This is a genomic window from Nocardia sp. NPDC059228, assembly GCF_042754245.1.
Lineage (GTDB): Bacteria > Actinomycetota > Actinomycetes > Mycobacteriales > Mycobacteriaceae > Nocardia.
On sequence record NZ_JBHZAL010000016.1, the window covers coordinates 87,041 to 113,523 of the forward strand.

Annotated in this window: 21 protein-coding genes; 16 read left to right on the forward strand and 5 right to left on the reverse strand. The window is 69.7% G+C overall.

Going from position 1 to position 26,483, the window contains the following annotated elements; genetic code table 11:
* Positions 1 to 8 precede the first annotated feature (8 nt).
* Both pta and ACFXKA_RS24125 read left to right on the forward strand, forming a co-directional pair.
* On the forward strand, positions 9 to 2,087 hold the full coding sequence (pta, locus tag ACFXKA_RS24120; protein ID WP_379429002.1) for a phosphate acetyltransferase: 2,079 nt from the start codon (positions 9 to 11) through the stop codon (positions 2,085 to 2,087).
* The gene (locus tag ACFXKA_RS24125) at positions 2,087 to 3,283 is read left to right on the forward strand and encodes an acetate kinase (RefSeq protein ID WP_379429003.1); all 1,197 of its coding nucleotides are present in this window, start codon (positions 2,087 to 2,089) and stop codon (positions 3,281 to 3,283) included. Before pta ends, ACFXKA_RS24125 begins: the two co-directional genes overlap by 1 nt.
* A 211-nt stretch (positions 3,284 to 3,494) precedes the next feature.
* Here the strand turns inward: ACFXKA_RS24125 and ACFXKA_RS24130 are convergent, their stop codons facing one another.
* Genes ACFXKA_RS24130 through ACFXKA_RS24140 form a run of 3 tightly spaced genes read right to left on the reverse strand, consistent with a single transcriptional unit; the run spans position 3,495 to position 8,235 of the window.
* Positions 3,495 to 5,918: a tetratricopeptide repeat protein gene (locus tag ACFXKA_RS24130; protein WP_379429004.1), complete on the reverse strand. Its 2,424-nt coding sequence runs from the start codon at positions 5,916 to 5,918 to the stop codon at positions 3,495 to 3,497.
* A gap of 2 nt (positions 5,919 to 5,920) precedes the next feature.
* The gene (locus ACFXKA_RS24135; RefSeq protein ID WP_354843454.1) at positions 5,921 to 6,907 is read right to left on the reverse strand and encodes a glutamate ABC transporter substrate-binding protein; all 987 of its coding nucleotides are present in this window, start codon (positions 6,905 to 6,907) and stop codon (positions 5,921 to 5,923) included.
* Positions 6,904 to 8,235 carry a hypothetical protein gene (locus tag ACFXKA_RS24140; protein ID WP_354843457.1) on the reverse strand — a complete coding sequence of 444 codons (1,332 nt, stop codon included), beginning with the start codon at positions 8,233 to 8,235 and terminating at the stop codon, positions 6,904 to 6,906. The genes ACFXKA_RS24135 and ACFXKA_RS24140 overlap by 4 nt, the downstream gene beginning before the upstream one ends.
* Positions 8,236 to 8,391: 156 nt before the next feature.
* On the opposite strand from ACFXKA_RS24140, the gene ACFXKA_RS24145 reads away from it, so the two are divergent.
* Together ACFXKA_RS24145 and ACFXKA_RS24150 are read left to right on the forward strand one after the other, a co-directional pair.
* The gene (locus ACFXKA_RS24145; RefSeq protein ID WP_354843459.1) at positions 8,392 to 9,066 is read left to right on the forward strand and encodes an NUDIX domain-containing protein; all 675 of its coding nucleotides are present in this window, start codon (positions 8,392 to 8,394) and stop codon (positions 9,064 to 9,066) included.
* Between the two features lie 3 nt (positions 9,067 to 9,069).
* Positions 9,070 to 11,253, forward strand: a complete 2,184-nt coding sequence (locus ACFXKA_RS24150; RefSeq protein ID WP_379429005.1) for a molybdopterin-dependent oxidoreductase — start codon at positions 9,070 to 9,072, stop codon at positions 11,251 to 11,253.
* Here ACFXKA_RS24150 and thiE read toward each other — a convergent pair whose 3' ends face one another.
* Positions 11,254 to 11,955 carry a thiamine phosphate synthase gene (gene thiE, locus ACFXKA_RS24155; protein WP_354843464.1) on the reverse strand — a complete coding sequence of 234 codons (702 nt, stop codon included), beginning with the start codon at positions 11,953 to 11,955 and terminating at the stop codon, positions 11,254 to 11,256.
* 153 nt (positions 11,956 to 12,108) lie between these two features.
* Between thiE and thiO the strand changes: the two genes are divergently transcribed.
* The 6 genes from thiO to ACFXKA_RS24185 all read left to right on the forward strand — a co-directional run bounded on the left by thiO (position 12,109) and on the right by ACFXKA_RS24185 (position 17,488).
* Positions 12,109 to 13,194: a glycine oxidase ThiO gene (thiO, locus tag ACFXKA_RS24160; protein ID WP_379429007.1), complete on the forward strand. Its 1,086-nt coding sequence runs from the start codon at positions 12,109 to 12,111 to the stop codon at positions 13,192 to 13,194.
* Positions 13,191 to 13,403, forward strand: coding sequence for a sulfur carrier protein ThiS (gene thiS, locus ACFXKA_RS24165; protein ID WP_354843470.1), 213 nt, complete (start codon positions 13,191 to 13,193; stop codon positions 13,401 to 13,403). The genes thiO and thiS overlap by 4 nt, the downstream gene beginning before the upstream one ends.
* A 4-nt stretch (positions 13,404 to 13,407) precedes the next feature.
* Complete coding sequence (locus tag ACFXKA_RS24170) at positions 13,408 to 14,160, forward strand: thiazole synthase (RefSeq protein ID WP_379429046.1); 753 nt, start codon at positions 13,408 to 13,410, stop codon at positions 14,158 to 14,160.
* A 233-nt stretch (positions 14,161 to 14,393) separates the two neighbouring features.
* Positions 14,394 to 15,362, forward strand: coding sequence for an ABC transporter ATP-binding protein (locus tag ACFXKA_RS24175; protein WP_354843473.1), 969 nt, complete (start codon positions 14,394 to 14,396; stop codon positions 15,360 to 15,362).
* Positions 15,362 to 16,180 (forward strand): ABC transporter permease, encoded by an 819-nt coding sequence (locus ACFXKA_RS24180; protein WP_354843475.1) that lies wholly within the window; start codon positions 15,362 to 15,364, stop codon positions 16,178 to 16,180. Before ACFXKA_RS24175 ends, ACFXKA_RS24180 begins: the two co-directional genes overlap by 1 nt.
* Positions 16,181 to 16,483: 303 nt before the next feature.
* Positions 16,484 to 17,488 carry an adenylate/guanylate cyclase domain-containing protein gene (locus tag ACFXKA_RS24185; RefSeq protein WP_379429008.1) on the forward strand — a complete coding sequence of 335 codons (1,005 nt, stop codon included), beginning with the start codon at positions 16,484 to 16,486 and terminating at the stop codon, positions 17,486 to 17,488.
* 19 nt (positions 17,489 to 17,507) lie between these two features.
* On the opposite strand, the gene ACFXKA_RS24190 is transcribed toward ACFXKA_RS24185, so the two are convergent.
* Positions 17,508 to 17,666: a hypothetical protein gene (locus ACFXKA_RS24190; RefSeq protein ID WP_354843480.1), complete on the reverse strand. Its 159-nt coding sequence runs from the start codon at positions 17,664 to 17,666 to the stop codon at positions 17,508 to 17,510.
* Positions 17,667 to 17,845: 179 nt separating this feature from the next.
* Here ACFXKA_RS24190 and ACFXKA_RS24195 point away from each other — a divergent pair, with 179 nt between their 5' ends.
* From ACFXKA_RS24195 to ACFXKA_RS24220, 6 genes are all read left to right on the forward strand, one after another.
* Positions 17,846 to 19,561 (forward strand): acyclic terpene utilization AtuA family protein, encoded by a 1,716-nt coding sequence (locus ACFXKA_RS24195; protein ID WP_379429009.1) that lies wholly within the window; start codon positions 17,846 to 17,848, stop codon positions 19,559 to 19,561.
* A gap of 88 nt (positions 19,562 to 19,649) precedes the next feature.
* A complete protein-coding gene (locus ACFXKA_RS24200; protein WP_379429010.1) occupies positions 19,650 to 20,813 on the forward strand; it encodes an acyl-CoA dehydrogenase family protein in 1,164 nt (387 codons plus the stop codon).
* Complete coding sequence (locus tag ACFXKA_RS24205; RefSeq protein WP_379429011.1) at positions 20,810 to 22,414, forward strand: acyl-CoA carboxylase subunit beta; 1,605 nt, start codon at positions 20,810 to 20,812, stop codon at positions 22,412 to 22,414. The genes ACFXKA_RS24200 and ACFXKA_RS24205 overlap by 4 nt, the downstream gene beginning before the upstream one ends.
* A 26-nt stretch (positions 22,415 to 22,440) precedes the next feature.
* Positions 22,441 to 24,435 (forward strand): acetyl/propionyl/methylcrotonyl-CoA carboxylase subunit alpha, encoded by a 1,995-nt coding sequence (locus ACFXKA_RS24210; RefSeq protein ID WP_379429047.1) that lies wholly within the window; start codon positions 22,441 to 22,443, stop codon positions 24,433 to 24,435.
* A 3-nt stretch (positions 24,436 to 24,438) separates the two neighbouring features.
* Complete coding sequence (locus tag ACFXKA_RS24215) at positions 24,439 to 25,602, forward strand: acyl-CoA dehydrogenase family protein (RefSeq protein WP_379429012.1); 1,164 nt, start codon at positions 24,439 to 24,441, stop codon at positions 25,600 to 25,602.
* Between the two features lie 86 nt (positions 25,603 to 25,688).
* The gene (locus tag ACFXKA_RS24220; RefSeq protein ID WP_379429013.1) at positions 25,689 to 26,483 is read left to right on the forward strand and encodes an enoyl-CoA hydratase family protein; all 795 of its coding nucleotides are present in this window, start codon (positions 25,689 to 25,691) and stop codon (positions 26,481 to 26,483) included.

Below are 26,483 nucleotides of genomic sequence, written 5' to 3' on the forward strand. Positions count from 1 at the left end.
TTTCGCCCATGGCTGCCACACCGGTTTCCAGTGTGTACATCGCGTCCCCCGAGGGCGACACCGGCAAGTCGACGGTGGCGCTCGGCGTCCTGCAGGCCCTCGCGGCGACCACGCCGCGAGTGGGCGTGTTCCGGCCGATCACCAGGTCCGCGATCGGGCGCGACTACATTCTCGAGCTGTTGCTCGAGCACTCCACCGCCGATGTCGACTACGACCAGGCCATCGGCGTCACCTACGAACAGGTGCACGAGGATCCGGACGCGGCGATCAGCGAGATCGTCATGCGGTACCACGCGGTCGCCAAGCAGTGCGACGCCGTGCTCATCGTCGGCTCGGACTACACCGATGTCGCCAGCCCCAGCGAACTGCGCTACAACGCCCGCATCGCGGTGAACCTCGGCGCGCCCGTACTGCTGGTGGTGCGCGGAATGGGCCGCACCCCTGAGGAATTGGGCCAGCTGGTGGAGCTGTGCCGCGCCGAGCTGGCGGCCGAGCACGCCAAGCTGGTGGCGGTGATCGCCAACCGGTGCGAGCCCGGGCAGCTGGAAGCCGACGCCGCCGCCCTGAAGCAGGCCTGCACCGTGCCGTCCTGGACGCTGCCGGAGGTGCCGCTGCTGCAGGCGCCCACCATGGAGGAGCTGCGCGAGGCGATCGGCGGCGAACTCTACAGCGGCGACCCGGAACTCATGCAGCGCGAGGCGCTCGAGGTGATCGTCGGCGGTATGACCGCCGAGCACATTCTGGAACGCCTCGCCGACGGCGTCGCCGTCATCACCCCCGGTGACCGCTCCGACGTGCTGCTCGCGCTGGTGAACGCCCATGAGGCGGAGGGCTTTCCGTCGCTGGCCGGCATCATCATGAACGGCGGCATGCTGCCCGAGCCGTCCATCGCGCGGCTGATGGCGGGCCTCAAACCCAAGCTGCCCATCCTCGCCACCGATCTCGGCACCTTCGAGACCGCCAAGGCCACCGCGCTCACCCGCGGCCGCGTCTCGCTGTCCAGCATCCGCAAGGTGGACACCGCGCTGGCCCTCATGGAGCAGCGGGTCGATCCGCGGGAACTGCTGCGGCAGATCGAGATTCCCATCCCGAACATCGTCACACCGCAGATGTTCGAGTACCAGCTCATCGACCGCGCCCGCAACGACCGCAAGCGCATCGTGCTGCCCGAGGGCGACGACGACCGCATTCTGCGCGCGGCCGGGCGGGTGCTGCAGCGCAAGATCGCCGACCTGACCATCCTCGGCGAGGAGGCGGCGGTGCGCGGCCGCGCCGCCGAGCTCGGCGTGGACATCGAGGCCGCCGAGGTGCTCGATCCCAAGACCTGCCCGCTGCGCGACGAATTCGCCGAGGAGTACGCCCGCCTGCGTGCCCACAAGGGCATGACGGTGGACCGCGCCCGCGAATTCATGAGCGACATCTCGTATTTCGGCACCATGATGGTGCACATGGGGGTCGCCGACGGCATGGTGTCGGGCGCGGCGCACACCACCGCGCACACCATCCGCCCGTCCTTCGAGATCATCAAAACCGAGCCGGGCGTGTCGACGGTGTCCAGCGTCTTCCTCATGTGCCTGGCCGACCGGGTGCTGGTGTACGGCGACTGCGCCGTGGTGCCGGACCCGACCTCCGACCAGCTGGCCGATATCGCCATCTCCTCCGCCCGCACCGCCGTCCAGTTCGGCATCGATCCGCGCGTGGCCATGCTCTCCTATTCCACGGGTGAGTCGGGTTCCGGCGCGGACGTCGACAAGGTGCGCGCCGGCACCAAGCTGGTGCACGAGCGGGCGCCGGAACTGCTGGTGGAGGGGCCGATTCAATACGACGCCGCCATCGAGCCCACGGTGGCCAAGACCAAGCTGCCGAATTCCCAAGTGGCGGGCCAGGCGACGGTCTTCATCTTCCCGGACCTCAATACCGGCAACAACACCTACAAGGCGGTGCAGCGCAGCGCCGGGGCCGTCGCCATCGGCCCGGTGCTGCAGGGTCTGCGCAAGCCGGTCAATGATCTGTCGCGGGGCGCGCTGGTCGCGGACATCGTGAACACCGTCGCGATCACCGCGATTCAGGCTCAGCAGGAGGCGTGATGAAGGTTCTGGTGATCAATTCCGGATCCTCGTCCATCAAATATCAGCTGCTCGATCCGGCGACCGCCGATGTGTGCGCGCAGGGCGTGGTGCAGCGCATCGGCGAGGCGGTCGAGCGGGATGCGGTGACCGTCGAACACACCTCGGGCGAGAAGACTTTCGAGTATCAGGGGCCCATCGCCGATCACGCGCAGGGCCTGCGGGTGGTGTTCGATCTGTTCATCGCGAGCGGCCAGGATCTGGCGCACGCGGATCTGGCCGCGGTCGGGCACCGGGTGGTGCACGGCGGTGAGGTCTTCTACCAGCCGACGCTCATCACCGACGCGGTGGTGCAGGCCATCGTCGACCTATCCTCCCTTGCGCCGCTGCACAATCCGCCCAATGTCATCGGCATCGAGTCGGCGCGCGCGCTGCTGCCGGACGTGCCGCAGGTCGCGGTGTTCGACACCGCCTTCTTCCACAATCTGCCCGCCGCGGCGAAGACCTACGCCATCGATGCGGAAATCGCGGCGGCGCACGGTGTTCGCAAGTACGGTTTCCACGGCACCTCGCACGATTACGTGTCCGGCCAGGTCGCTGCCTTCCTCGGGAAGGACAGAACCGAGCTGAACCAGATCGTGCTGCACCTCGGCAACGGCGCGTCGGCCTCGGCCATCCGGGCCGGGCAGGCGGTGGACACCTCCATGGGCCTGACCCCGTTGGAGGGCCTGGTCATGGGAACCAGGTCCGGGGATCTGGATCCCGGGATCATCTTCCACCTCATCCGTACCGCGGACATGGATGTGAACGATGTGGACGCCCTGCTCAACCGGAACTCCGGGATCAAGGGCATCTCCGGTGTCAATGACTTCCGGGAGCTCGGCCGCCTCATCGAAACCGGCCATCCGACCGCTAAATTGGCGTTCGACGTCTACATCCACCGGCTGCGCCGCTACATCGGCGCCTACCTGATCGAGCTGGGGGCGGTGGACGCCATCACCTTCACCGCCGGTGTCGGTGAGAACGACGCCAAGGTGCGCGCCGAGTCGCTGGCGGGGCTGGAGCGGTACGGGATTCGCATCGACGCCGACCGGAACACCGCGAAAGACCGTACGGCCCGGCGCATCTCGACCGGCGACTCGGATGTGTCGGTGCTGGTGGTGCCGACCAACGAGGAACTCGCCATCGCCCGCGCCGCCGCCGATCTGGTCGGCTGAGCGCCGCCGCACCCCCGCATGGCGATTCGGACTTCACGAAAACATCATGATGGACCTGGCATGGTGGTCACCGGATCCGGTTAGCCCGGTCCACCGGAACCCGTGTCGCACCACGCACAACCGTGGTAGGGGCCGAAATTCCCTCGCCGGCCCCGTGGTTCGCAGACTGCCTCTGTGACCGCCGCGGGCGACACGGGACTCTTCCGGTGCCTCAGAACCAGGATTTGGCGCGCACCGCGTTGGCCAGATCCACCAGCGCGTACCGGTGGGAGCGTTCGGGCGCGGAGCGGGCCAGGCCGCGCAGGCCGGTCTCGATGCCGCGCCGGAGATCCCGCTCGGTGAACGGTGACCCGAACAGCGTGGAACCGGCCGATCTCGGCTGCTTCCCGGCCTGTACCCAGCCCAGCGCGATCCCCAGGGTGAGAATCCGCAGCTGGGCCGCGCGACCCTCGCCGGGCGGCAGATCCTGCACCCGCGCCGCCGCCACCCGCAGTGTCGACTCGTCCAGTTCCGCGGCGGGCGCGCAGGTCAGCAGCATGAGAATGGCCGTCATCCGGGCCTCCGCGTAATGCCGTGAGGCGGGCGGCACCTGATCCAGCGCGTGCACGGCGGCGGTGGTGTTCCCGGCCGCGGCCAGCTGGCGGGCCAGGCCGAAGGCGGCGCTCACCACGCCCCGATCGGTGCGCCACACGGTGGCGTAGTAGCTCTCGGCGTAGGACCGCCATTCCTCGGGATCGGGCGAATCCCAGTGCTGGAGAATGAGTTCCGCGGTGGCGGCCAGCGCCAGCTTGGGCGCGATCTCGCCGGGCAGCGCCTCCAGTACGGTGTCGAAGCGGGCGAAGGCGCGCTCGTACTCCAGTTCCAGCAGCTCGGTCAGGCCCAGGTACCAGTCGATGCGCCAGTCCGGGGCCGGCGGCAGCGGCTCGTCGGTGAGCCGGGCCAGCAGCATGCGGGCGGCCGCGGGCTCGTCGAGGTCCAGGTGGGCGCGGGCCTCGGCCAGCGTCACCTCCAGTTCGAAAGTCTCGGGCGCCCCGCCGGGTTCGGCCGACGCGCGCTGGCGGGCGTGCCGCAGTTCGTCGAGGGAGTGCCGGGGTTCGGGATGCGCGGCCCCGGCCAGCAGCGGCGCGGACGGGTCGCCCGGATCGATGATGGGCACCGGCAGCGCCGCCACCACATCGCGGGGCTGCAGCAGGGTGTCGCGGGGGACGCCGTCGATGATGCCGTCGGTCTGCGCGATGAGCTCGCCGGTGCCGAAACTGGTGCGCGGCGGGCTGAACAGCGTGGACAGCTGCGGATGCTCATTGCCGGTCTCGACGGCCAGGATCTCCCGCAGCACGCCGGTGAGCTGGGTGGCGAGCAGGCGCGCGGAGGGGAAGCGGCGCTCCGGGTCCGGGTGGGTGGCGCGCAGCAGCAGCCGGTAGAGGAACGGGTGCCGGGCCAGCACCGGCTGCTCCTTCGGATCCGGGATGCCGTCGACGTAGGCGCCGCGTTCCATCGGCAGGCGCAGGGTGAGCACGGCCAGCGTGCGGCCCACGGTGTAGATGTCGGAGGCCACCGTCGGCCCGGTGTGCGCGATCTCGGGCGCCTGGAATCCCCTGGTGCCGTACAGGTTTCCGTACGCCTCGAACTGGGTGACCGCGCCCAGGTCGATGAGCTCCACGCGGTCGGTGGTGATCATGATGTTGTCGGGCTTGAGGTCGTTGTAGGCCAGCCCCACCGAATGCAGATAGTCCAGGGCCGGAAGGATTTCCAGCAGGTAGGCGATGGCCTCGGCGACCGGCATGCGGTCGGGCGCATGGTGATCGAGCAGATCGCGCAGCGAAGGCCCGCCCACGTACTCCATGACGATGTAGCCGATCGGCGTCCCGTCCGGTCCCGGGTGTTCCACGAAGTTGTGGATCTTCACGATGCTCGGGTGCACGACCTCGGCCAGGAACTGCCGTTCCGCCAGCGCGACCGCCTGTGCCTCGGCGTCACCGGCGTGCAACAGGCCCTTGAGCACCACCCAGCGGTCGCTGACATTGCGGTCGATGGCCAGGTAGATCCAGCCCAGTCCGCCGTGCGCGATGCAGCCCTGGATCTCGTACTGGCCCGCCACCCGGTCGCCGGGATACAGCGAGGGCCGGAAATCGTAAGGCGCACCGCAGGTCTGGCAGGTGCCCGCGGTGGTGGACACCTGGGTTGGGGAGGCCCGCCCGACCGGCTTGCCGCAGCGCCAGCAGAACCGCCGCCCCTCGGCCACCACCGGATCGTCGAGCACGGCGGCTTCCGGATCCACCGGCTCCACCGCCGGGATCGGCACCAGTCCGGCCCCGAGCCGCCGCACCGCGGGGCGCGGGCGGGTCATGCGGGCGGTGCGCTGGGAGGGCCGGGTCGGAGTACGCGACTCGCCCTCGGCGCTCGGAACACCCGGCGCCACCGGGATTTCCGGTTCCACGGCGGTCGGCTCCGTGCCGGGGGATTCCGCGCGCGGCGTCGGCTCGGTGCGCTGGGCGGGCCGGGTGCCCGCGCCATCGTCGTCGCCGGCCGGTGCGTGCCGCGTGGTCACCTCGGTCCGGGCGGGCCAGTACGGCCCCACGGTCATCTCGGTGCGCGTGACCGCCTGCGTCCCCTCGGGCTGTTCCGGTGTGGTCATCGTCAGTCCTGATACCTCGGGGGCGGCGGAATGGCGGCGTCGCCGAGTTCGGTCACCAGCCAGCGGCGGTAGAGCCGGTTCCAGGTCCCGTCCGCGCGAAGGCGTTCCAGGGTGCCGTTGACGAAGCGGACCAGATCGTCCGCGCCCTTGGAGATGCCGATCCCGTACTGCTCGGTGCTCAGGTCGGGACCGACCACCTCGGTGGCCGGATCCTGCTCGGCCAGCCCGGCCAGCACGGTGTCGTCGGTGCTGACCGCGTCCACCTGCCGCTGCTGCAGCACCACCAGGCAGTCGGCCCAGGTGGGCACGGTGAGGATGGACGCGGCGGGCTGCGCGCGCCGGACCAGGTCCAGCGAGGTGGTGCCGTTGACCAAGCACAGCCGTTTGCCCGCCAGATCGGTGAGTCCGTTGATGCCGGAGTTGCGCACGGCCAGCACGCGCTGATGCGCCTGCAGATACGAGGTGGAGAAGGTAACCGTCTGCCGCCGTTGACAATTGATGGTCATGGTCTTCACCACCACGTCCACGGTGTGCTCCTGCAGCGCCCGCTCGCGGTCGGCGGAGCCGAGGATCCGGAACTCCAGCGCCGCCGGATCGCCCAGCAGGTCCCGGGCCAGCTCGCGGGCGATCTCCACATCGAATCCGGCGAGCGTGCCGCTGGCCGGATCCCGGAAGCTGAACAGATTGCTGCCCGGGTCCAGGCCGACCAGCAGCCGCCCTCGCGCCCGGATGGCGTCGATGTCCGGCCCGTTCCTGGTGCCGTTGGGCCGCAGGCTCGCGGTCGGGTCACCGCAGTCGGTCACCTCCGGCGGCGGCGCGGTCTGGGTCTGTGCCGCAACGGCTCCCGACGGCAGCGGCGGCTCGACATAGCTGGGCACCCGGGTCGAGGGCGCGGGCGGCGGCGGACCGGTGTCGCCGCAGGCGGCCGTGCAGGCCACGGCCGCGGCCAGGGCCGCGAGAGTCAGGGAGCGGACGGGTCTTCGGGTCATCGGTACTCCCGCAGTCGGGGCCAGAGCCCGGCCGCGATCAGCACGGCGGTGGCGGTGCTCAGCACCAGCGCCCCGGGGCCGAGCAGGTCCAGCGCGCGGGCGGCGTGCGAGGTGTCGGTACGCAGCATGTTCCGGGTGTCGGCGATGCCGTCGCCGAGCGCGCGGTCCAGCGCGTCGGTCTGGGCGGCGGCCTCGTTGGCGCCCGGCCCGGTGGCGACCGCGGCCGCACCGAGGAAGTCGCCCTTGGACAGCGCGTCGTTCATGCGCTGGTGCGCGGCCCGCCAGCGGTCCAGGGCGCCCGCCGCGGTCTGCACGTCGCGCGCGCCGGGCGCGTCGGTTCGATAGCCGGACAGGATGTTTCGCAGTTTGTCGATGGCCTGGTCGTAGGCCTTGTCGTAGTCCGCGCTGGTGTCGCGGCGCACCAGCTTGAGGGTCTCCGCGGTGCGGGCCTGCTGGGCCAGGATGCGGCTCTGGGTGAGCGCCGTGGTGGGGGTGCTGCCCTGGTCGCGGGCGTGGGTGGTGTCCACCGCGGAGATGATGCCCGCGATCACCGTCCAGGCCAGCAGCACCACCATGGTCCCGGTGGCCAGCAGCAGCCCGAGATTGAGCACCCGGTGCCAGCGCCGGTACAGGAACAGCTGTGCCGCGATCAGCGCCGCCACCACCAGCAGCGGCAGCAGGATGGCGGGCCAGGGCGGGCGCACGTGGGTGTGCTGGGTGGCGGTGATGGCGGTGGACCGGTGCTCCTGCAGTTCCTGCGCCATCGGCAGCAGCGTCCCCTGCATGAGGTTGGACGCCTCGCTCAGATAGGCCGCGCCCACCGGCTCCCCGGCGCGGTTGTTGACCCGCGCGGTCTCGATGACGCCGGTGTACACCGGCAGTCCGGTGGCGATGCCGCTGCGCAGCCGCGTATCGGTCTCCCCGTCACTGCGATTGGACTGGGTCACCAGTTCGGCCGCGGCCTCGCCGACCGCCTGGTTGTACCGGTCACGCACCGGCTTCGGTTCCAGCCCACCGGAAATGAAGGCGGCACCGGCCGAGGCGTCGGCCACCGACAGCGAGGTGTAGAGCCGCTGCGCCGAATAGGCATCGGGCTCCGACTGATCCAGCAGGACGTCCAGGGCGTGTTGCCGGTTGGTCACCGCGGTGGCGGTCACGAGGCCGGCCGCCACGCACAGGCTCAGCAGGACCAGCCCGATGGCGATCAGTTTGGCCGGGGAGGACTGGGCGAAACTGCGCAGCTCGGTGGTCGCGAAGCGTTCGCGCCAGGCCGCCGCGGCGGTGCGCGGGGACAGCTCCGCGAGCCGCAATTCCTCGGTGCGAGCCATCCTCACCTCCTACTGACCGATATCGAACGACCGACTTGTTGCTGCCGGATGAGCTTATTGTGGACGTACCGCCGCTGTGGCGCGGGAATCCCCGCGGTCTGCTCCGCCGAGCGGGGACGGTGCACGGCAGTGCGGTCGGACGATGGGATTGCGAAGATGCGTGGTGATGGGGACGGGTGGGCGGAGAGTCCGGATGGCACCCGCCAGTGGGGTCGTTTCGGCGCTGCCGGACTGTTGCTGCGCGCCCCGCTGGCCGGCGGCGGATCTGCAGTCCTGCTGCATCATCGGGCCGCCTGGACCCATCAGGGCGGGACCTGGGCGCTGCCCGGCGGAGCCCGTGACTCCCACGAGACCAGCGTGCACGCGGCCGTCCGCGAGGCCGAGGAGGAGGCCGGTATCGCGCCCGGCTCGATCCGGGTGCGCGGATCCCGCGTGACCGCGACCGCGCCCAGTGGCTGGACCTACACCACCGTCATCGCCGATGCCGCCGATCAACTGCGCACCCGCGGCAACCAGGAGAGTCAGGACCTGATCTGGGTGCCCGAGGACGAGGTCGAGGACCGGCCGCTGCACCCGGGCTTCGCCGCCGCCTGGCCCGCCCTGCGCGCCACGCCCACCCTGATCAGTCTCGAGGGAATCGCCGATACCGGCGCGGTGGCGGCCGCGTTGCCGCGCACCCTGGATCTGGCCGGGCAGGGATTCCTCTGGCTGCATTCGAATGGCGACGGGGCAGGCCGCACCGCCCGCATCGGCGCGCCCGCATCGGTCACGGAACAGACCAATCTGGCCGGAAATGTGTTGTTCCTCACTTTGGACCAGGTGTTGTCTTGAGGCGTGACAACGCGCGAGGTTCCCACCTACTGCCGGATCTGTGAGCCCCTCTGCGGGCTGATCGCCACCGTCGAGGACGGGAAGCTGGTGCGCCTGCGCGCCGACAAGGACCATCCGCTCTCCCGCGGCAACGCCTGCCCCAAGGGCATCGCCTTCACCGAGATCCAGAACGATCCCGACCGGGTGCTGTATCCCCTGCGGCGCACGGCCTCCGGCGCGTTCGAACGGGTCTCCTGGGACACGGCGCTGGACGAGATCGGCGCACGCCTGCGCGAGCTCATCCGCGAGCACGGAATCGAGAGTCTCGGCTGGTATTTCGGCAATCCGTCCTCCTTCTCCTATTCACACACCCTGTGGATGGTGGGTTTCCAGCTGGCCGCCGGGCTGAAGCACGTGTATTCGGCCGGTTCCCAGGACATCAACAACCGCTTCGTTGCCAGCGAGCTGCTCTACGGCTCCCTCACCACCGTGCCGGTGCCCGATCTGGACCGCACCGATTTCCTGCTCATGCTGGGCGCGAATCCCCTTGTCTCGCACGGCAGTGTGCTGAGCGCGCCGCGTATCCGCGAGAAGCTCACCGCCATCACGAAGCGGGGCGGGCGGGTGGTGGTGGTCGACCCGCGAAACACCGAGACCGCCAAGCTGTTCGAGCACGTCGGCGTGCGACCCGACGGTGAGGCCTGGCTGCTGGCCTCTCTGTTGCAGGTGATCTTCGACGAGGGTCTGGAAGATGCCGCGGCGCTGCGCCGCCAGGCCGGCGGCGCACGTGAATTACGGGATGCCGTAGCGCGTTTCACGCCCGAATTCACCGCCGAGGTCACCGGCCTCGAACCGGATCGGGTGCGCGCCCTGGCCCGTGATCTGGCCCGCGCCGAATCCGCCGCGGTCTACGGCCGCACCGGCACCTGCCTGGGCAGGCATGCGACCCTGGTGGCCTTCCTCATCGACGTCCTGTCCCTGGTGACCGGAAACCTCGACAGGCCGGGCGGTTCGGTCTTCGGCAAGGAACTGGTGGCGGTCTCCGAGCTGAGCGCCCGCCTCGGTTTCGCCGGCTACGGCAAGAACCATTCCCGCATCGGCGGATTCCCGGACGTGCTGGGTACCTTCCCGGCCGCCATCATGGCCAAGGAGATCACCACGCCCGGCGCGGGGCAGCTGCGTGCCCTGTTCACCTCGGCGGGCAATCCGGTTTCCTCGGTGCCCAATGGCCGCGAACTGGCCGCCGCGCTCACCGAACTGGACCTGTTCGTTTCCATGGACATATATGTCAACGACACCAACCGGATCGCCGACTACATCCTCCCGGCGACCACTTTCCTGGAGCGCGACGACATTCCGCTGCCCTTCACCGCGTTCTCCCCGACGCCGTACACCCAGTACACCGAGCGGGTCGTCGAACCATACGGGGAGGCTCGCGAGGAATGGCGGATCATCGACGCCATCGCGACCCGGATCGGTGTGCAGCCCTTCGCTGTCGGCCCGGCCCGCCCGGCCGGTCGCCTGCTGAGCGCGCTGCGCCGCCGCGTCCCGGGCCTCGGCTCCGCCCGCCCCACCCCGGCCCTGCTGGCCGACCTGGCCCTGCGCACCGGCCCCTACGGCGACCGATTCGGCCTCCGCCGCAATGGCCTCAGCCTGCGCATGCTGCGCCGTCACCCGCACGGGGTGGTGCTCGCCGACAGCATCGCCACCGGGGTGCTGCGGAACGTGGTGCGGCACAAGGGTGGCCGCGTCCGGCTGGATCCGGACGAGATCATCGGCGAACTGCGCGCCCTCAGCGCGCGGCCGGCCGATCCGGCCTATCCGCTGCGCGTCATCGGCCTGCGCGAACTGAAATCCCACAACTCGTGGATGCACAATGCCGAGCCGCTCATGCGCGGCGACCGCGAGCACGCCGCCCGCATCAACCCCAAAGACGCGGCGGTGGCGGGCATTTCCGATGGCGACCGTTGCCGGGTCACCTCCGCGCACGGCGCCATCGAGGTGACCGCCCGGCTCACCGAGGACATGACCGAGGGCACCGTGGCCATTCCGCACGGCTGGGGTCACGACGGCGGCTGGCAGCGCGCCAATGCCGCCGGGGGCGCGAACGTGAACGACCTGATGTCCACCGATCTCGCCGATGTGGAACGCCTCGCGGGCATGTCCAACCTGAACGGCGTCCCGATCCGCCTCGACCCGGTCGGTTAGCTAGCGGTCGTTCTCCAGGATCCGCTGCTTGATGGCGCGGGCGGCGGCCTGCGGATCGTCGGCCTCGGTAATGGCCCGCACCACCACGATTCGCGTCGCGCCCGCGTCCAGCACCTCGGGCAGGCTGCGGGCGTCGATGCCGCCGATGGCGAACCACGGGCGCTGTGTGTGCGAATCCGCGGTGGACCGGACCAGGTCGATGCCCGCGGGGGTGCGGCCCGGCTTGGTCGGGGTGGCGTACACCGGCCCGGTGCAGAAATAGTCGATGTGCTCGTCCACCGCGGCCAGTCCGGCCTGCGCGCGATTGTGCGTGGAGCGGCCCAGCACCACCTCGCCGCCCAGGATCTGCCGGGCGTACCAGGGCGGCAGGTCGCCCTGGCCCAGGTGCAGCACGTCCACCCCGGCCGCGAGCGCGATATCGGCGCGGTCGTTGCACGCGACCAGGGCGCCGTGGCGGCGGGCGGCGGCCTTCAGCTCGGCCAGCGCACCCAGTTCGGCCTTGGCCTCGAGCGGCCCGAACTGCTTCTCCCCGGGCGAGCCCTTGTCCCGCAGCTGGATGATGTCGACGCCGCCGGCCAGGGCCGCCTCGGCGAACTCCGCCAGGTCACCCCGGTCCCGGCGGGCGTCGGTGCACAGGTACAGCCGCGCGGTGGCGAGGCGTTCCCGTGGGGTGGCGGGCCGGTTCGGGTGGGAGGGTTGCACAGCTTCGACGGTAGTCGCGCTACGGTGTTCGAGTCGAAACGACCCGAGGGAGCGCGCCCGGCGTGCAGCTGCGCGACGCTGCCGCCGAGTCCACTGTTTCGCGCGATATATATGCAGGTCCCGCGGATGCCGGGATGAGTTAGGTGGATTCACATGCGGACTCTGGCCGTCGTCGGCGGCGGTGTGATCGGACTTTCGGTAGCCTGGCGTGCCGCCGGAGCGGGCTGGACCGTCACCGTCTTCGACCCGGCCGTGGGCTCCGGATCCTCCTGGGTGGCGGGCGGCATGCTCGCCCCGCTCTCGGAGGGCTGGCCCGGTGAGGACGCCGCTCTCGCCTTCGGCGCCGCCTCCCTGATCCGCTGGCCCGGTTTCGCCGCCGAGCTGCGGGCCGTCACCGGCACCGATGTCTTCGTCGCCAATCAGACCCTGACCGTCGCCCTGGACGGCGCCGATGCCGCCGACCTGCGCACCATCGCCGACTGGGTGAATGCCCGCGGCCACGAGCTGCGCCTGCTGGACCGCGCCGGGGTGCGCGCCGCCGAACCCGGCCTGGGCCGCGGCGTGCGCGCCGGACTGCTCGCCGTCGCCGAACCCGCCGTGGACAATCGCGTGCTGGTGACCGCGCTCCGAACCGCCTGTGCCGCGGCCGGAGTCGAGTTCCGCGCGGAGCGGGTGGAGTCGCCGGCCGGCCTGCCGCACGATCGCATCGTGCTCGCCACCGGCGCCGCGGCCGCCGACCTGTGGCCCGGTCTGCCGGTGCGCCCGGTGAAGGGCGAGATCCTGCGCCTGCGCCGCCGCCCCAGCGCCCCGCCCGTGCCCGCCCGTGTGGTCCGGGCCCGGGTGCACGGCCGGCCCATATATCTTGTGCCGAGACGTGACGGAATCGTGCTGGGTGCAACACAATACGAAGTCGGGTTCGACAACGCCGTCACCGTCGCCGGAGTCCGCGATCTGGTCACCGATGCCGAGGCCGTGCTGCCGGGTATCGGCGAGTACGAATTCGCCGAGGCCATCGCGGGTTCGCGCCCGGGCTCACCCGACAATCTGCCGCTGATCGGTTACCTGGACGAGCGGGTGATCGTGGCCGCGGGACACGGCCGCAACGGCATTCTCGACACCCCGGTCACCGCCGACGCCGTCCTGGCGCTGCTCGCCGACACCGAGCTGCCCGAGGCGCGCGCCGCGGATCCGCGCCGGTTCACCACCGCCGCACCGTTTCACCCAGGAGGAGTCCGATGACCGCAATCCCGGTCGGCGTCACCGTCAATGGCGAGGATCATGTTTTCCCCGACGAGCTCACCATCCGGCAGCTGCTGGAACGGCTGAACCTGCCGTGCCAGGGCGTGGCGCTGGCCATCGACGGCGCGGTGTTCCCCAAGTCCCGCTGGGACGAGCCGGTCGGCCGCGGCTGGGAGATCGAGGTGCTGACGGCGGTGCAGGGTGGCTAGCTCGATCGAACCGTTGGTCATCGCGGGACGTGAGTTCGGCTCGCGGCTCATCATGGGCACCGGTGGGGCGGAGAACCTGGCCGTGCTGGAGGAGGCCCTGGTCGCCTCGGGCACCGAGCTGACCACGGTCGCGATGCGCCGGGTGGACGCCGCGGGCGGCACCGGCGTGCTGGACCTGCTCAAGCGGCTGGAGATCGCGCCGCTGCCCAATACCGCCGGCTGTCGCACGGCCGCCGAGGCGGTGCTCACCGCCCAGCTGGCCCGCGAGGCTCTCGAAACCGATTGGGTGAAGCTGGAAGTCATCGCCGACGAGCGCACCCTGCTGCCCGACGCGATCGAATTGGTCGCCGCCGCAGAGCAATTGGTGGACGACGGCTTCACCGTGCTGCCCTACACCACCGACGACCCGGTGCTGGCCAAGCGCCTCGAGGACACCGGCTGCGCCGCGGTCATGCCCCTGGGCTCGCCGATCGGCACCGGTCTGGGTATCGGCAATCCGCACAATATCGAGATGATCGTGGCCGCCGCGGGCGTGCCGGTCATCCTCGACGCGGGCATCGGCACCGCCAGTGATGCCGCGCTGGCAATGGAACTCGGCTGCTCGGCGGTCCTGCTGGCCACCGCGGTCACCCGCGCCCGGCAGCCCGCGCTGATGGCCGCCGCCATGGCCCGCGCGGTGGAGGCCGGCCGGCTGGCGCGGCAGGCGGGCCGAATCCCCAAGCGCTTCTGGGCCCAAGCGTCCTCGCCCGGATTCTGAAGCGCCGCACTCTGGTTCGCGGCGCGTCTCGTTCTGGACCGCGCTCCGCCTCCCCGCGCTTGGAGCGGGGGAGCGAAGCGGAGGAGCGGAGGAGGGAAGAACGAGACCTTCAGCGCCGCGAACCCGCCCGGAGCGAAGCGGAGGGCAAATTGGACACAGTCATCCTCAGGGATGAGCGACGCGCGACCAATTAGCGATAGTGCGCGCTCCGTACATGGGGAAGACTGGTCGCCATGATCGAACTGAGAGGCCTGACCAAGCACTACGGCCAGACCGTCGCGGTGTCGGACCTGTCGTTCACGGTCCGTCCGGGGCAGGTGACCGGCTTCCTCGGCCCGAACGGGGCGGGCAAGTCGACCACCATGCGGATGATCCTGGGGTTGGACACGCCGACCTCCGGCACCGCCCTCATCGACGGTAAGCCGTATCACGACCTGAAGCGTCCGCTCGACACCGTCGGCGCGCTGCTGGACGCGAAGTGGGTGCATCCCAATCGTTCCGCGCGCTCGCACCTGCGGTGGATGGCCGCCTCCAATGACATTCCGCAGTCGCGGGTGGAGGAGGTGCTGCGCCTGGTCGGCCTGTCCGAGGTCGCCAACAAGAGTGCCGGTGGTTTCTCCCTCGGTATGTCCCAGCGGCTCGGCCTGGCCGGTGCCCTGCTCGGCGACCCGCAGGTGCTGCTGTTCGACGAACCGGTGAACGGCCTGGATCCCGAGGGCATTCTGTGGATCCGCCGTTTCATGCAGCGGCTGGCGGGCGAGGGTCGCACCGTGCTGGTGTCGAGCCATCTGCTCTCCGAAATGGCGCAGACCGCCGAGCATCTCGTCGTAATCGGCCGGGGCCGGCTCATTGCCGACACCACCACAAAGGATTTCATCGAGAAGGCCTCGGAACAGTCTGTGCGCGTGCGCAGTCCGCAGCTCGATCAGCTGCGCAGCCTGCTCACCTCGAACGGCATGACGGTGCGCGAGGATGGTGCCCGGCCGGCCGGTAAAGAACCTGTAGAGACGGACGGCGCGGCCCTGGTGGTCGCGGGCGTCACCAGCGACGCGGTCGGAAAACTGGCCGGCGCCAATGACATCACGCTCTACGAGCTCTCGCCGCAGCGCGCCTCGCTGGAGGAGGCGTTCATGCGCATGACCGGTGGCGCGGTGCAATACCACGGCGAAGGCTTCGATCAGGTTATGGGAGGTGCGCTCTGATGGGAGTGCTCGCGGCGGAACGAATCAAGCTCACCTCGACCAAGTCCCCGGTCTGGTGCACGGCGCTGCTGGTGGTGTTCGCGCTGGGTATCGCGGCGCTGTTCAGCCTGGCCCTGAACGCGTCCTGGCGGGTCTTCGAGGATCAGCTGGCCCAGGGCAAGATGACCCCGGCCGATGCGCCGTACGCGGAGAACTCGGTGGCGGGCCTGGGTATCACCGGCCTGGCCCAGGGCATTCCGGGTTTCGGCTACCTGATGGTCATGATCCTGGCGGCGCTGGCGGTCACCAGTGAGTACCGCTTCGGCACCATCAAGACCACCTTCCTCGCGGTTCCCGGTCGAACCACGGTGCTGCTCACCAAGGCCGGTGTCATCGGGGTTGCTATGGCGTTGCTGAGTGCGGCGCTGACCTTCCTCGGCTTCGTCATCTTCAAGGTCATGGTGAACCACGACGCGGGCAGCCACCTGAGCCTGAGCAGTGGCGATCTGCGGGTCTTCTACGCCGTGCCGCTGTTCATCCTGCTGGTGGTCTTCCTGGCGGTCGGCGTGGGCACGCTGATCCGGCAGTCGGCGGGCGCGCTGTCGCTGCTGATCGTCTGGCCGGTCATCCTCGAGCCCATGGTCGGCGCGTTCGGCAAGATCGGCCGGGAGATCCAGGTGCTGCTGCCGTTCCAGAACGCGGGCCTGTTCCTGGGCACCGTGGACGCCAAGTCGTCGTACTGGCACTGGGGTCCGTGGGGTGGCCTGGTCTACTTTGCGGTCTTTGTCGGATTGATCTTCGCGGCCGCGTTGTTCGTGGTAAATAAGCGCGACGCGTAGAGCGCGCACAGACCCTGCCCTAGGGGCCGCCGGCCACTGCCCGGCACGGCGGCGAGCATCGGCCCGATACGGATTCTCCGTATCGGGCCGATGTCATAGCGGGCCAAAAGTGTGTTCCAGCTAACTTTTCCTGTCGGCATGGATCGGTTGGCCGTCGTACTGGACGGTCGGTAGCATCGAAACAGCAACCAAAACACTCAAACCTTCGGCGGGTCCAATGATGTGGCCGCTACACCGATCGGGAGGTGTCAGGTGGCAATCATTGATCCATTCCACGACGGAACGCTGAGATACGCTCTGGGCGTGAGCGAACGACCCTCCGACGGCGGTGAACGCGCCTCCGACGCGAACCGTACGGACGGACTGGGAACCGATCGCAATCGGTCCCGCGATGCGCCCGGCAGCCGGGCACGGCAACCCCGCATCGACCCGGATGTGGTCATCCCGCTGATACCCGCGGAACTGTCCGAGGACCCCGACGAGACCGACGAGTCGCGGACCGGGCGGCGGCGCGGCCGTTTTCCCGGGCAGCTCTCGGCCATGGTCAATGCCGCCAATCAGCGCGGCGACATCATCGACGCCATCCGCAAGGCGCGCGAGAACCTGCCCGGCGATCCGGCCTTCGGTGATCCGCTCTCGGTCTCCGGACCCGGTGGCGCGCGTGCCGTGGCTCGCGCGGCGGACAAGCTGGTCGGTGATTCCCCCAGTGCCGCACGCGAATTGGGGCTGGGTGCGCTGCAGGTCTGGCAGGCCGTGCTGGAGCGGATCGGCAAGGGCCGCGGCCCGCAGGAGATCACCATCATGTTCACCGATCTGGTGGCCTTCTCCAGTTGGTCCCTGGCCGCGGGGGACGAGGTGACCCTGGACCTGCTGCGACGGGTGGCCAAGGCCATCGAGCCGCCCATCGTGGATCGCGGCGGCCAGGTGGTCAAGCGCATGGGCGACGGCATGATGGCCGTGTTCCCGTCCGCGGACCGGGCCGTGCGGGCGGCGGTGGCGGCCAAGGAGAACCTGTCGGCGGTATCGGTGGACGGCTATCGCCCGCAGATGCGCCTGGGGCTGCACACCGGCAGTCCGCGTGAGATCGGCGGCGACTGGCTCGGCATCGATGTGAACATCGCGGCCCGCGTCATGGAGGCGGGCGGCAATGGCAACACCATGCTCTCGGGCGTGACGCTGGACTCGCTGCGCCCGGAGACGCTCGAGGAGCTCGGCCTGGGCGTAAAGCCCTATCGCCGTAGCTTTTTCGCGGCTCCCCTGAGCGGCGTCCCGGAAGATCTCCGTATCTTCCGCCTCGAAGCCGAGTGAGGGTCCGCCGGCCCGAGAGTCAGTTCGTCATCCAGAGCACCGCGCCCACGGCCGCGAGCACGCCGCAGACGGCGAGCCCGATGGCCAGTGGGCGCGAGGTCTTGAACAGCGAGTACGCCCCGCCGAGCAGGAATCCGGCGAGGGCGAGCAGGACGATCACGGTGACGTCTGAGGACACCTGTTCAGTGTGCCTGAAGGTTGCCGATGTACCGGAGACCGGTCCCGACCTGGGATTTTGAAAAATAACAAGCACGCGGGCTTGATTTTTTCCTGACCTGATGTGACCCTGTAACCGACCGCAGCACCGAGGCTGCGCCGACCGCGCTGTGACAGCGCAGGTGTACAGGGAGGCCCGCCATGAGTCAGCTCGCCGACACTCCGGATCTGATTCGGATCGGCAACTGTTCCGGGTTCTACGGCGATCGCCTCAGCGCCATGCGGGAGATGCTCGAGGGCGGGCAGCTCGACGTGCTCACCGGCGACTATCTGGCCGAGCTCACCATGCTGATCCTGGGACGCGATCGCATGAAGGACGCGAACCTCGGCTACGCCAAAACCTTTGTGAAGCAGCTGGAGGGCAGCCTCGGCCTGGCCCTCGAGTCCGGGGTGAAGATCGTCGCCAATGCGGGCGGGCTGAATCCGGCCGGGCTGGCCCAGCGGGTGCGGGAGATGGCCGAAAAGCTCGGTCTCGCACCGAAGGTCGCGTACGTGACCGGTGACGATCTGCTGGCGCGCGCCGGAGAGCTGGGGCTGGGCGCGCCGCTCACCGCGAACGCCTACCTGGGCGCGTGGGGCATCGCCGAATGCCTGACGGCCGGCGCGGACATCGTGGTCACCGGGCGGGTCACCGACGCCTCGGTGGTGGTCGGTCCCGCGGCCGCGCATTTCGGCTGGGGCCGAACCGATTACGATGCGCTGGCCGGTGCGGTGGTGGCGGGGCACGTCATCGAGTGCAGCACCCAGGCCACCGGCGGCAATTTCGCCTTCTTCACCGAGATCGCCGATCTGGGGCGGCCGGGCTTCCCGATCGCCGAGGTGCGGCGCGATGGCAGCAGTGTCATCACCAAGCACGAGGGCACCGGCGGCGCGGTCACCGTGGACACGGTGAAAGCCCAGCTCATGTACGAGATCCAGAGCGCGCGCTACGCCGGTCCGGATGTCACCACGCGACTCGACACCATCGAGGTTAGCCAGGAGGGCCCCGACCGGGTGCTGATCAGTGGTGTGACCGGTGAGGCCCCGCCGCCGCAGACCAAGGTGTCGACCAACACCATCGGCGGATTCCGCAACGAGATGGAGTTCATCCTCACCGGCCTGGATATCGAGGCCAAAGCCGCACTGGCGCAACGGCAGCTGGAGTCCTGGCTGCCGGCGCGGCCCGCCGAGCTGGAGTGGACGCTGGCGCGGCTGGACCGGCCCGACGCCGATACCGAGGAGCAGGCCAGCGCCCTGCTGCGCTGTGTGGTCCGGGACCCGGATCCGAACAAGGTGGGGCGCGCGTTCTCCAGTGTCGCCGTGGAATTGGCCCTGGCCAGCTTCCCCGGCTTCTCGCTGACGGCCCCGCCCGGCAATGGCGGTCCGTACGGGGTGTTCACGCCGGGATACGTGGATTCCAAGGAGATTCCGCATACGGCGGTCCTGGCGGACGGCACCGAGGTGGCGATCGCGCCGGCCGGGGAAACCCTGGAGCTGGCTGCGGTCGCGGAACCGGAACTGCCGCAGCCGCTTCCGGCCGGAGCCACCACCCGCGCCCCACTGGGCGCGATCGCGCTGGCCCGCAGTGGCGACAAGGGCGGCAATGCCAATATCGGCGTCTGGGTGCGCACCGAGGAACAGTGGCGCTGGCTGGTGCAGACGCTGACCGTCGACGAGTTGCGCCGCCTGCTGCCCGAGACCGCCGCGCTGCCGGTCACCCGGCACGTGCTGCCGAATCTGCGGGCGCTGAACTTCATTGTCGAGGGCCTGCTCGGGGAGGGCGTGGCCTATCAGGCCCGCTTCGACCCGCAGGCCAAGGGGCTCGGCGAATGGCTGCGCGCCCGCTACCTCGACATCCCCGCGGAGTTGCTGCCGTGAGGCGGCGCGGCGGACCTGTGCTGCGGCCGTGGACCGGCCGAGCCGGTGACAGGCGAGGTTTCGGCCTCGCGGAAGGGAACGAGGCGGTATGAGCGCCGGATATGCAGACCCCTGGCAGACACCCGAACGCCGCGAATTGCGCGCCACCGTGCGCGGTTTCGCGGAGCGGGAGGTACTGCCATATCTGGACGAGTGGGAGCGCAACGGCGAGATCCCGCGTGAGCTGCACAAGAAGGCGGGTGCGCTGGGGCTGCTGGGCGTCCAGTTCCCGGAATCCGCCGGTGGTTCCGGTGGCGACGGCATCGACGCCGCCATCGTGGCCGAGGAGCTGCACTACGCGGGCTGCTCGGGCGGCCTGTTCGCCTCCCTGTTCACCTGCGGCATCGCGGTGCCGCACCTGATCGCCTCGGGCAATGCCGAGCACATCGAGCGCTGGGTGCGGCCGACGCTGGCGGGCGAGAAGATCGGGTCGCTGGCCATCACCGAGCCGGGCGGCGGTTCGGATGTCGGGCATCTGCGGACCACGGCGGTCCGGGACGGCGACGACTTCATCGTGAACGGGTCCAAGACCTTCATCACCTCCGGTGTGCGCGCCGATTTCGTGGTGACCGCGGTGCGTACGGGCGGTCCGGGCGCGGCGGGTGTGTCGCTGCTGGTGGTGGAGAAGGGCACGCCCGGGTTCACCGTCAGCCGCAAGCTGGAGAAGATGGGCTGGCTGTGCTCGGACACCGCCGAACTGTCGTATGTCGATGTGCGAGTGCCGGTCTCGAACCTGGTGGGCCCGGAGAACAGCGGATTCGCCCAGATCGCACAGGCTTTCGTGAGCGAGCGGGTGGGGCTGGCCGTGCAGGGGTACGGGCACGCCCAGCGCTGCCTGGACCTGACGCTGCAGTGGTGCCGGGACCGGGAGACCTTCGGCCGCCCGCTGATCAGCCGCCAGGCCGTGCAGAACACGCTGTCGGAGATGGCACGCCGCATCGATGTCGCGCGCGTGTACACGCACGCGGTGGCCGAGCGCGCCGCCCGCGGTGAGACCGATCTGATCGCCGAGGTGTGCTTCGCCAAGAACACCGCCGTGGAGACCGCGGAATGGGTTGCCCACCAGGCGGTGCAGCTCTTCGGCGGCCTCGGCTACATGCGTGAGTCCGAAGTCGAGCGCCACTACCGTGATGTCCGCATCCTCGGCATCGGCGGCGGCACCAACGAGATCCTGACCAGCCTCGCGGCCAAGCGATTGGGGTTCCAGTCTTGAGTATTCTGCGCACGTCCGTAGACCCGAATTCGGCGGACTATCAGGCCGCCGCCGAGGCCATGACGGCCAAGCTGGCCGAGGTGGAGGCCGAGTACGCCAAGAACATCGCGGGCGGTGGACCGGACAAGATGGCCCGGCACCGCAAGCGCGGCAAGCTGACCGCGCGTGAACGCATCGAACTGCTCATCGACGAGGATTCGCCGTTCCTGGAGCTGGCTCCGCTCGCGGCCTGGGGCAGCGACTTCCATGTGGGCGCCAGCGTGATCGCGGGCATCGGCATCGTCGAGGGCGTCGAGTGCATGATCGTGGCGCCGGATCCGACCGTGCGCGGCGGTACGTCGAATCCGTGGACGCTGCGCAAGAACCTGCGCATGAACGACATCGCGCTGGAGAACCGGCTGCCGGTGATCGGCCTGGTCGAGTCCGGCGGCGCGGATCTGCCGACGCAGAAAGAGGTCTTCGTCCCCGGTGGGCGGATGTTCCGGGACCTCACCCGGCTGTCGGCGGCCGGAATCCCCACCATCGCACTGGTTTTCGGCAACTCCACCGCCGGAGGTGCGTACGTCCCGGGCATGTCCGATTACACGGTCATGATCAAGGAGCGCTCCAAGGTGTTCCTGGGCGGTCCGCCGCTGGTGAAGATGGCCACCGGTGAGGAGTCCGACGACGAATCCCTCGGCGGCGCCGAAATGCACGCCCGCGTTTCGGGTCTGGCCGACTACCTGGCCGCGGACGAGCAGGACGCGATCCGGCTGGGCCGTTCCATCGTCAAGCGACTGAACTGGCAGAAGCAGGGTCCGGCCGCGCGCCCGGTCACCGAGGTGATCGAGCCGCTGTACGACTCGGAGGAACTGCTCGGCATCGTGCCGAGCGACCTCAAGATCCCGTTCGATCCGCGCGAGGTCATCGCCCGCGTGGTCGACGGCTCCGACTTCGACGAGTTCAAGCCGCTCTACGGTTCCAGCCTGGTGACCGGCTGGGCCGAACTGCACGGCTACCCGGTCGGCATTCTCGCCAATGCCCGCGGCGTGCTGTTCTCCGAGGAAGCGCAGAAGGCCACCCAGTTCATCCAGCTGGCCAACCAGTCGAACACGCCACTGCTGTTCCTGCACAACACCACCGGCTACATGGTCGGCAAGGAATACGAGCAGAAGGGCATCATCAAGCACGGCGCGATGATGATCAACGCGGTCTCGAATTCGAAGGTGCCGCACATCTCGCTGCTCATGGGCGCGTCCTACGGCGCGGGACACTACGGCATGTGCGGGCGCGCCTACGATCCGCGCTTCGTGTTCGCCTGGCCCAGTGCCAAATCCGCCGTCATGGGCGGCGCGCAGCTGGCGGGCGTCATCTCCATCGTGGGCCGGGCCGCGGCCGAGGCCAAGGGCATGCCCTTCAACGAGGAGGCCGACGCCGGGATGCGCGCCATGATCGAAGCGCAGATCGAGGCCGAATCGCTGCCCATGTTCATGTCGGGCCGCCTCTACGACGACGGCGTCATCGACCCGCGTGACACCCGCACGGTGTTGGGAATGGCGTTGTCCGCCATCCACAATTCCCCGATCAAGGGCGCCGAGGGCTTCGGCGTCTTCCGGATGTGAGGCCAGAGATGAGCATTGCGACCCCAATGGGCACGGTGATTACCAATGTTCTGGTCGCCAACCGTGGCGAGATCGCGCGACGCGTATTCGCGACCTGCCGTCGGATGGGTATCGCGACCACCGCCGTCTATTCGGACGCCGATGCGAACGCCCCGCACGTGGCCGAGGCCGATGCCGCAATTCGCCTGCCGGGCAACACCCCCGGCGAGACCTACCTGCGTGCCGAGCTGATCATCGAGGCCGCGCTGGCCGCCGGTGCCGACGCCATCCACCCCGGCTACGGATTCCTCTCCGAGAACGCCGAATTCGCCAAGGCCGTGCAGGCCGCCGGCCTCGTCTGGATCGGCCCGCCGGTCGCGGCCATCGAGCAGATGGGCTCCAAGGTCGAGTCCAAGAAGATGATGGACGCCGCCGGTGTCCCGGTGCTGAAGCAGCTGGATCCGGCCGAGGTGACCGCCGACATGCTGCCGGTGCTGATCAAGGCGTCCGCCGGCGGTGGCGGTCGCGGCATGCGCGTGGTGCGCGAACTGTCCGAGCTGACCGGTCAGATCGAGGCGGCGCAGCGGGAAGCCCAGTCCGCCTTCGGCGATCCGACCGTCTTCTGCGAGCGCTACTTGGAGACCGGCCGCCACATCGAGGTGCAGGTCATGGCCGACACCCACGGCACCGTGTGGGCGGTCGGCGAGCGCGAGTGCTCGATCCAGCGCCGCCACCAGAAGGTCGTCGAGGAGGCTCCGTCGCCGCTGGTCGAGAAGGTCGACGGCATGCGGGCGCGGCTGTTCGAGGCGGCGCGGCTGGCGTCGGAGGCCATCGGCTACGAGGGTGCGGGCACCGTCGAATTCCTGGCCGACGAGAAGGGCGACTTCTTCTTCCTGGAGATGAATACCCGTCTGCAGGTGGAACATCCGGTCACCGAGCAGGTCACCGGTCTGGACCTGGTGCGCCTGCAGCTGCAGGTGGCCGCCGGTCGCGCGCTGCCCGCGCGGCAGCCGGAGATGCGCGGCCACTCCATCGAGGTGCGCCTGTACGCCGAGGATCCGGCCCACGACTGGCAGCCGCAGTCCGGCCCCGTCCACAAGCTCGACATCCCCGGCACCCTGGGCGAATTCACCGTGCTGACCGAGCCGGGCGTGCGCCTGGACACCGGCGTGGTGGGCGGTTCCGTGGTGGGCGTGCACTACGACCCCATGCTGTCGAAGGTCATCTCCTTCGCCGAGACCCGCGACGAGGCGGCGCATCTGCTGGCTGCTGCCCTGCAACGGGCCAAGATTCACGGCCTGGTCACCAACCGCGACCTGCTGGTGCGGGTGCTGCGGCATCCGGCGTTCCTGGCGGGCGATACCGATACCGCGTTCTTCGCGACCCACGATCTCGAGAAGCTCTCGGCGCCACTGGTTTCCGAGGCCGGCGAGCAGCTGTCCATCGTGGCCGCCGCGCTCGCCGACGCCGCCGCCAACCGGCGCGCGGCCCGGGTCGGCAGTGGCCTGCCCAGTGGCTGGCGCAATCTGCCGTCGCAGCCGCAGTCCAAGTCCTACGAGTCGCGCCTGACCGGCAAGCACGAGGTGCGCTACCGCCTGACCCGCACGGGTGTCGAGGTCGAGGGCCACGATGGCCTCGAATTGCTGGAGGCCACACCGGATCTCGTGGTGCTCCAGGTCCCGGGGGAGCGCGGCCCGGTGCGCCGGCGCTTCGAGATCGCCCGCTACGGCGACCTGGTCGCGGTGGATTCCCCGCTCGGCCCGGTGGCCGTGCGCCGCCTGCCGCGCTTCGAGGACCCGACCGACCAGGTGGCCGAGGGCTCGCTGCTGGCCCCGATGCCGGGCGCGGTCATCCGCCTGGGCGCGGCGGTCGGCGACCGGCTCGAGAAGGGCCAGCCCATCCTGTGGCTGGAGGCGATGAAGATGGAGCACACCATTGCCGCACCCGCCGCCGGCGTGCTCACCGAATTGAACGTTTCCGCCGGCCAGCAGGTCGAGGTCGGCGCGGTTCTCGCCGTGGTCCACAGCGAAGATCAGGAGTAGGCAATGAGTTTCATCGAGACCGACGAGCAGAAGGCGCTGCGGGCCGCGGTGGCCAAGCTGGCCGCCAAGTACAACTTCCGCGACTACGCCGGCCCCAAGGCTCGCCGCAACGAGCCCTTCGACGAGCTGTGGGACGAGGCCGGCAAGCTCGGCTTCCTGGGCGTCAACCTGCCCGAAGAGTACGGCGGCGGTGGCGCGGGCATCTACGAACTCGCGCTCGTGCAAGAGGAATTGGCGGCGCAGGGCTGCGGCCTGCTGCTCATGGTGGTCTCGCCCGCCATCTGCGGCACCATCATTACCAAGTACGGCACCGACGCGCAGAAGCAGTACTGGCTGACCAAGCTGGCCGACGGCTCGTCGAAGATGGTCTTCGGCATCACCGAGCCGGACGCGGGCTCCAACTCGCACAAGATCACCACTACCGCCCGCCGCGACGGCGAGGACTGGATCCTCAACGGCCGCAAGATCTTCATCTCCGGCGTGGACCAGGCCGAGGCGGTGCTCATCGTGGCCCGCTCCGAGAACGCCAAGACCGGCAACCTGCAGCCCGCCCTGTTCATCGTCCCCACCGACGCTCCCGGCTTCGTGAAGACGAAGCAGGAGATGGACATTCTCGAGCCGGACAACCAGTTCACGCTGTTCCTCGACGATGTCCGGCTGCCCGCCACCGCCCTGGTCGGCCAGGAGGACGCCGCCATCGCGCAGCTGTTCGCGGGCCTGAACCCGGAGCGCATCATGGGCGCGGCCATGGCGGTCGGCATGGGCCGCTACGCCATCGACCGGGCCGTGGCCTACGCCAAGGAGCGCGCGGTGTGGAAGGGCGCGCCGATCGGCGCGCACCAGGGCATCTCGCACCCGCTGGCGCAGGTGAAGATCGAGCTGGAACTGGCCAAGGTCATGATGCAGAAGGCCGCGTTCCTCTACGACTCCGGTGACGACTTCGGCGCGGCCGAGGCCGCCAATATGGCGAAATACGCTGCGGCCGAGGCCAGTATCAAGGCTCTCGACCAGGCCATCCAGACCCACGGCGGTTCCGGCCTGACCTCGGATGTGGGCCTGGCGGGCATGCTGGCCGCCGCCCGCATCGCCCGGGTGGCGCCGGTCAGCCGCGAGATGATCCTCAATTTCGTGGCCCAGCACTCGCTGGGTCTGCCCCGGTCCTACTGACCGGGGCGACGAGTGGCGGCGGTGTGCGCGGCCACCGCCACTCGTCCCTCCCGCACCCGAAAGCCACACAGCAGCAGGAGTATTCGATGACCGACACAGCCGGTGCCGCCGCGGACGTGCCGTTCGTGCGCTATGAGGTGCGCGACGGATTCGCGGTACTGACCCTGGACTCCCCGCACAATCGCAACGCCCTGTCCTCCCGGCTGGTCACCGAACTGCTCGCGGGCCTGGAGCGGGCGACCGGGGACGACGCGGTGCGCGGGGTGGTGCTCACCCACACCGGCAACACCTTCTGCGCAGGCGCGGATCTCAAGGAGGCGGTGGACGCCGACCCGGCGGCCGCCGCCGACATCCGCACCCGCTGGATGATCTCGGTGCTGCGCGACATCCTCGCCATGCCCAAGCCCGTGGTGGCGCAGGTGGACGGCAATGTGCGGGCGGGCGGCATGGGCATCATCGCCGCCTGCGACCTCGTGGTCGCCGGGCGGAACAGCAGCTTCGCGCTGACCGAGGTGCGGATCGGGCTGGCACCGTTCATGATCTCGCTGACCCTGCTGCCGCGCATGACCGGCCGGTCGGCGGCCCGCTACTTCCAGACCGGCGAAACCTTCGACGCGGCCGAGGCCGAACGCACCGGCCTCATCACCGTCGCCGCCGACGACCCCGCGGCCGAGACCGCGCGGCTGCTCGGTGAACTCCGCAAGGGCTCACCGCAGGGCCTGGCCGAAGCCAAGCAGCTCGTCAACGCGGACCTGCTCACGGCTTTCGACCGCGGGGCCGAGGACCTGGCCAAACGCTCCGCGAGCTACTTCGGCACCCCCGAGGTGATCGAGGGCATCACGGCCTTCATGCAGCGCCGCCCACCCAGCTGGGCAGAATAG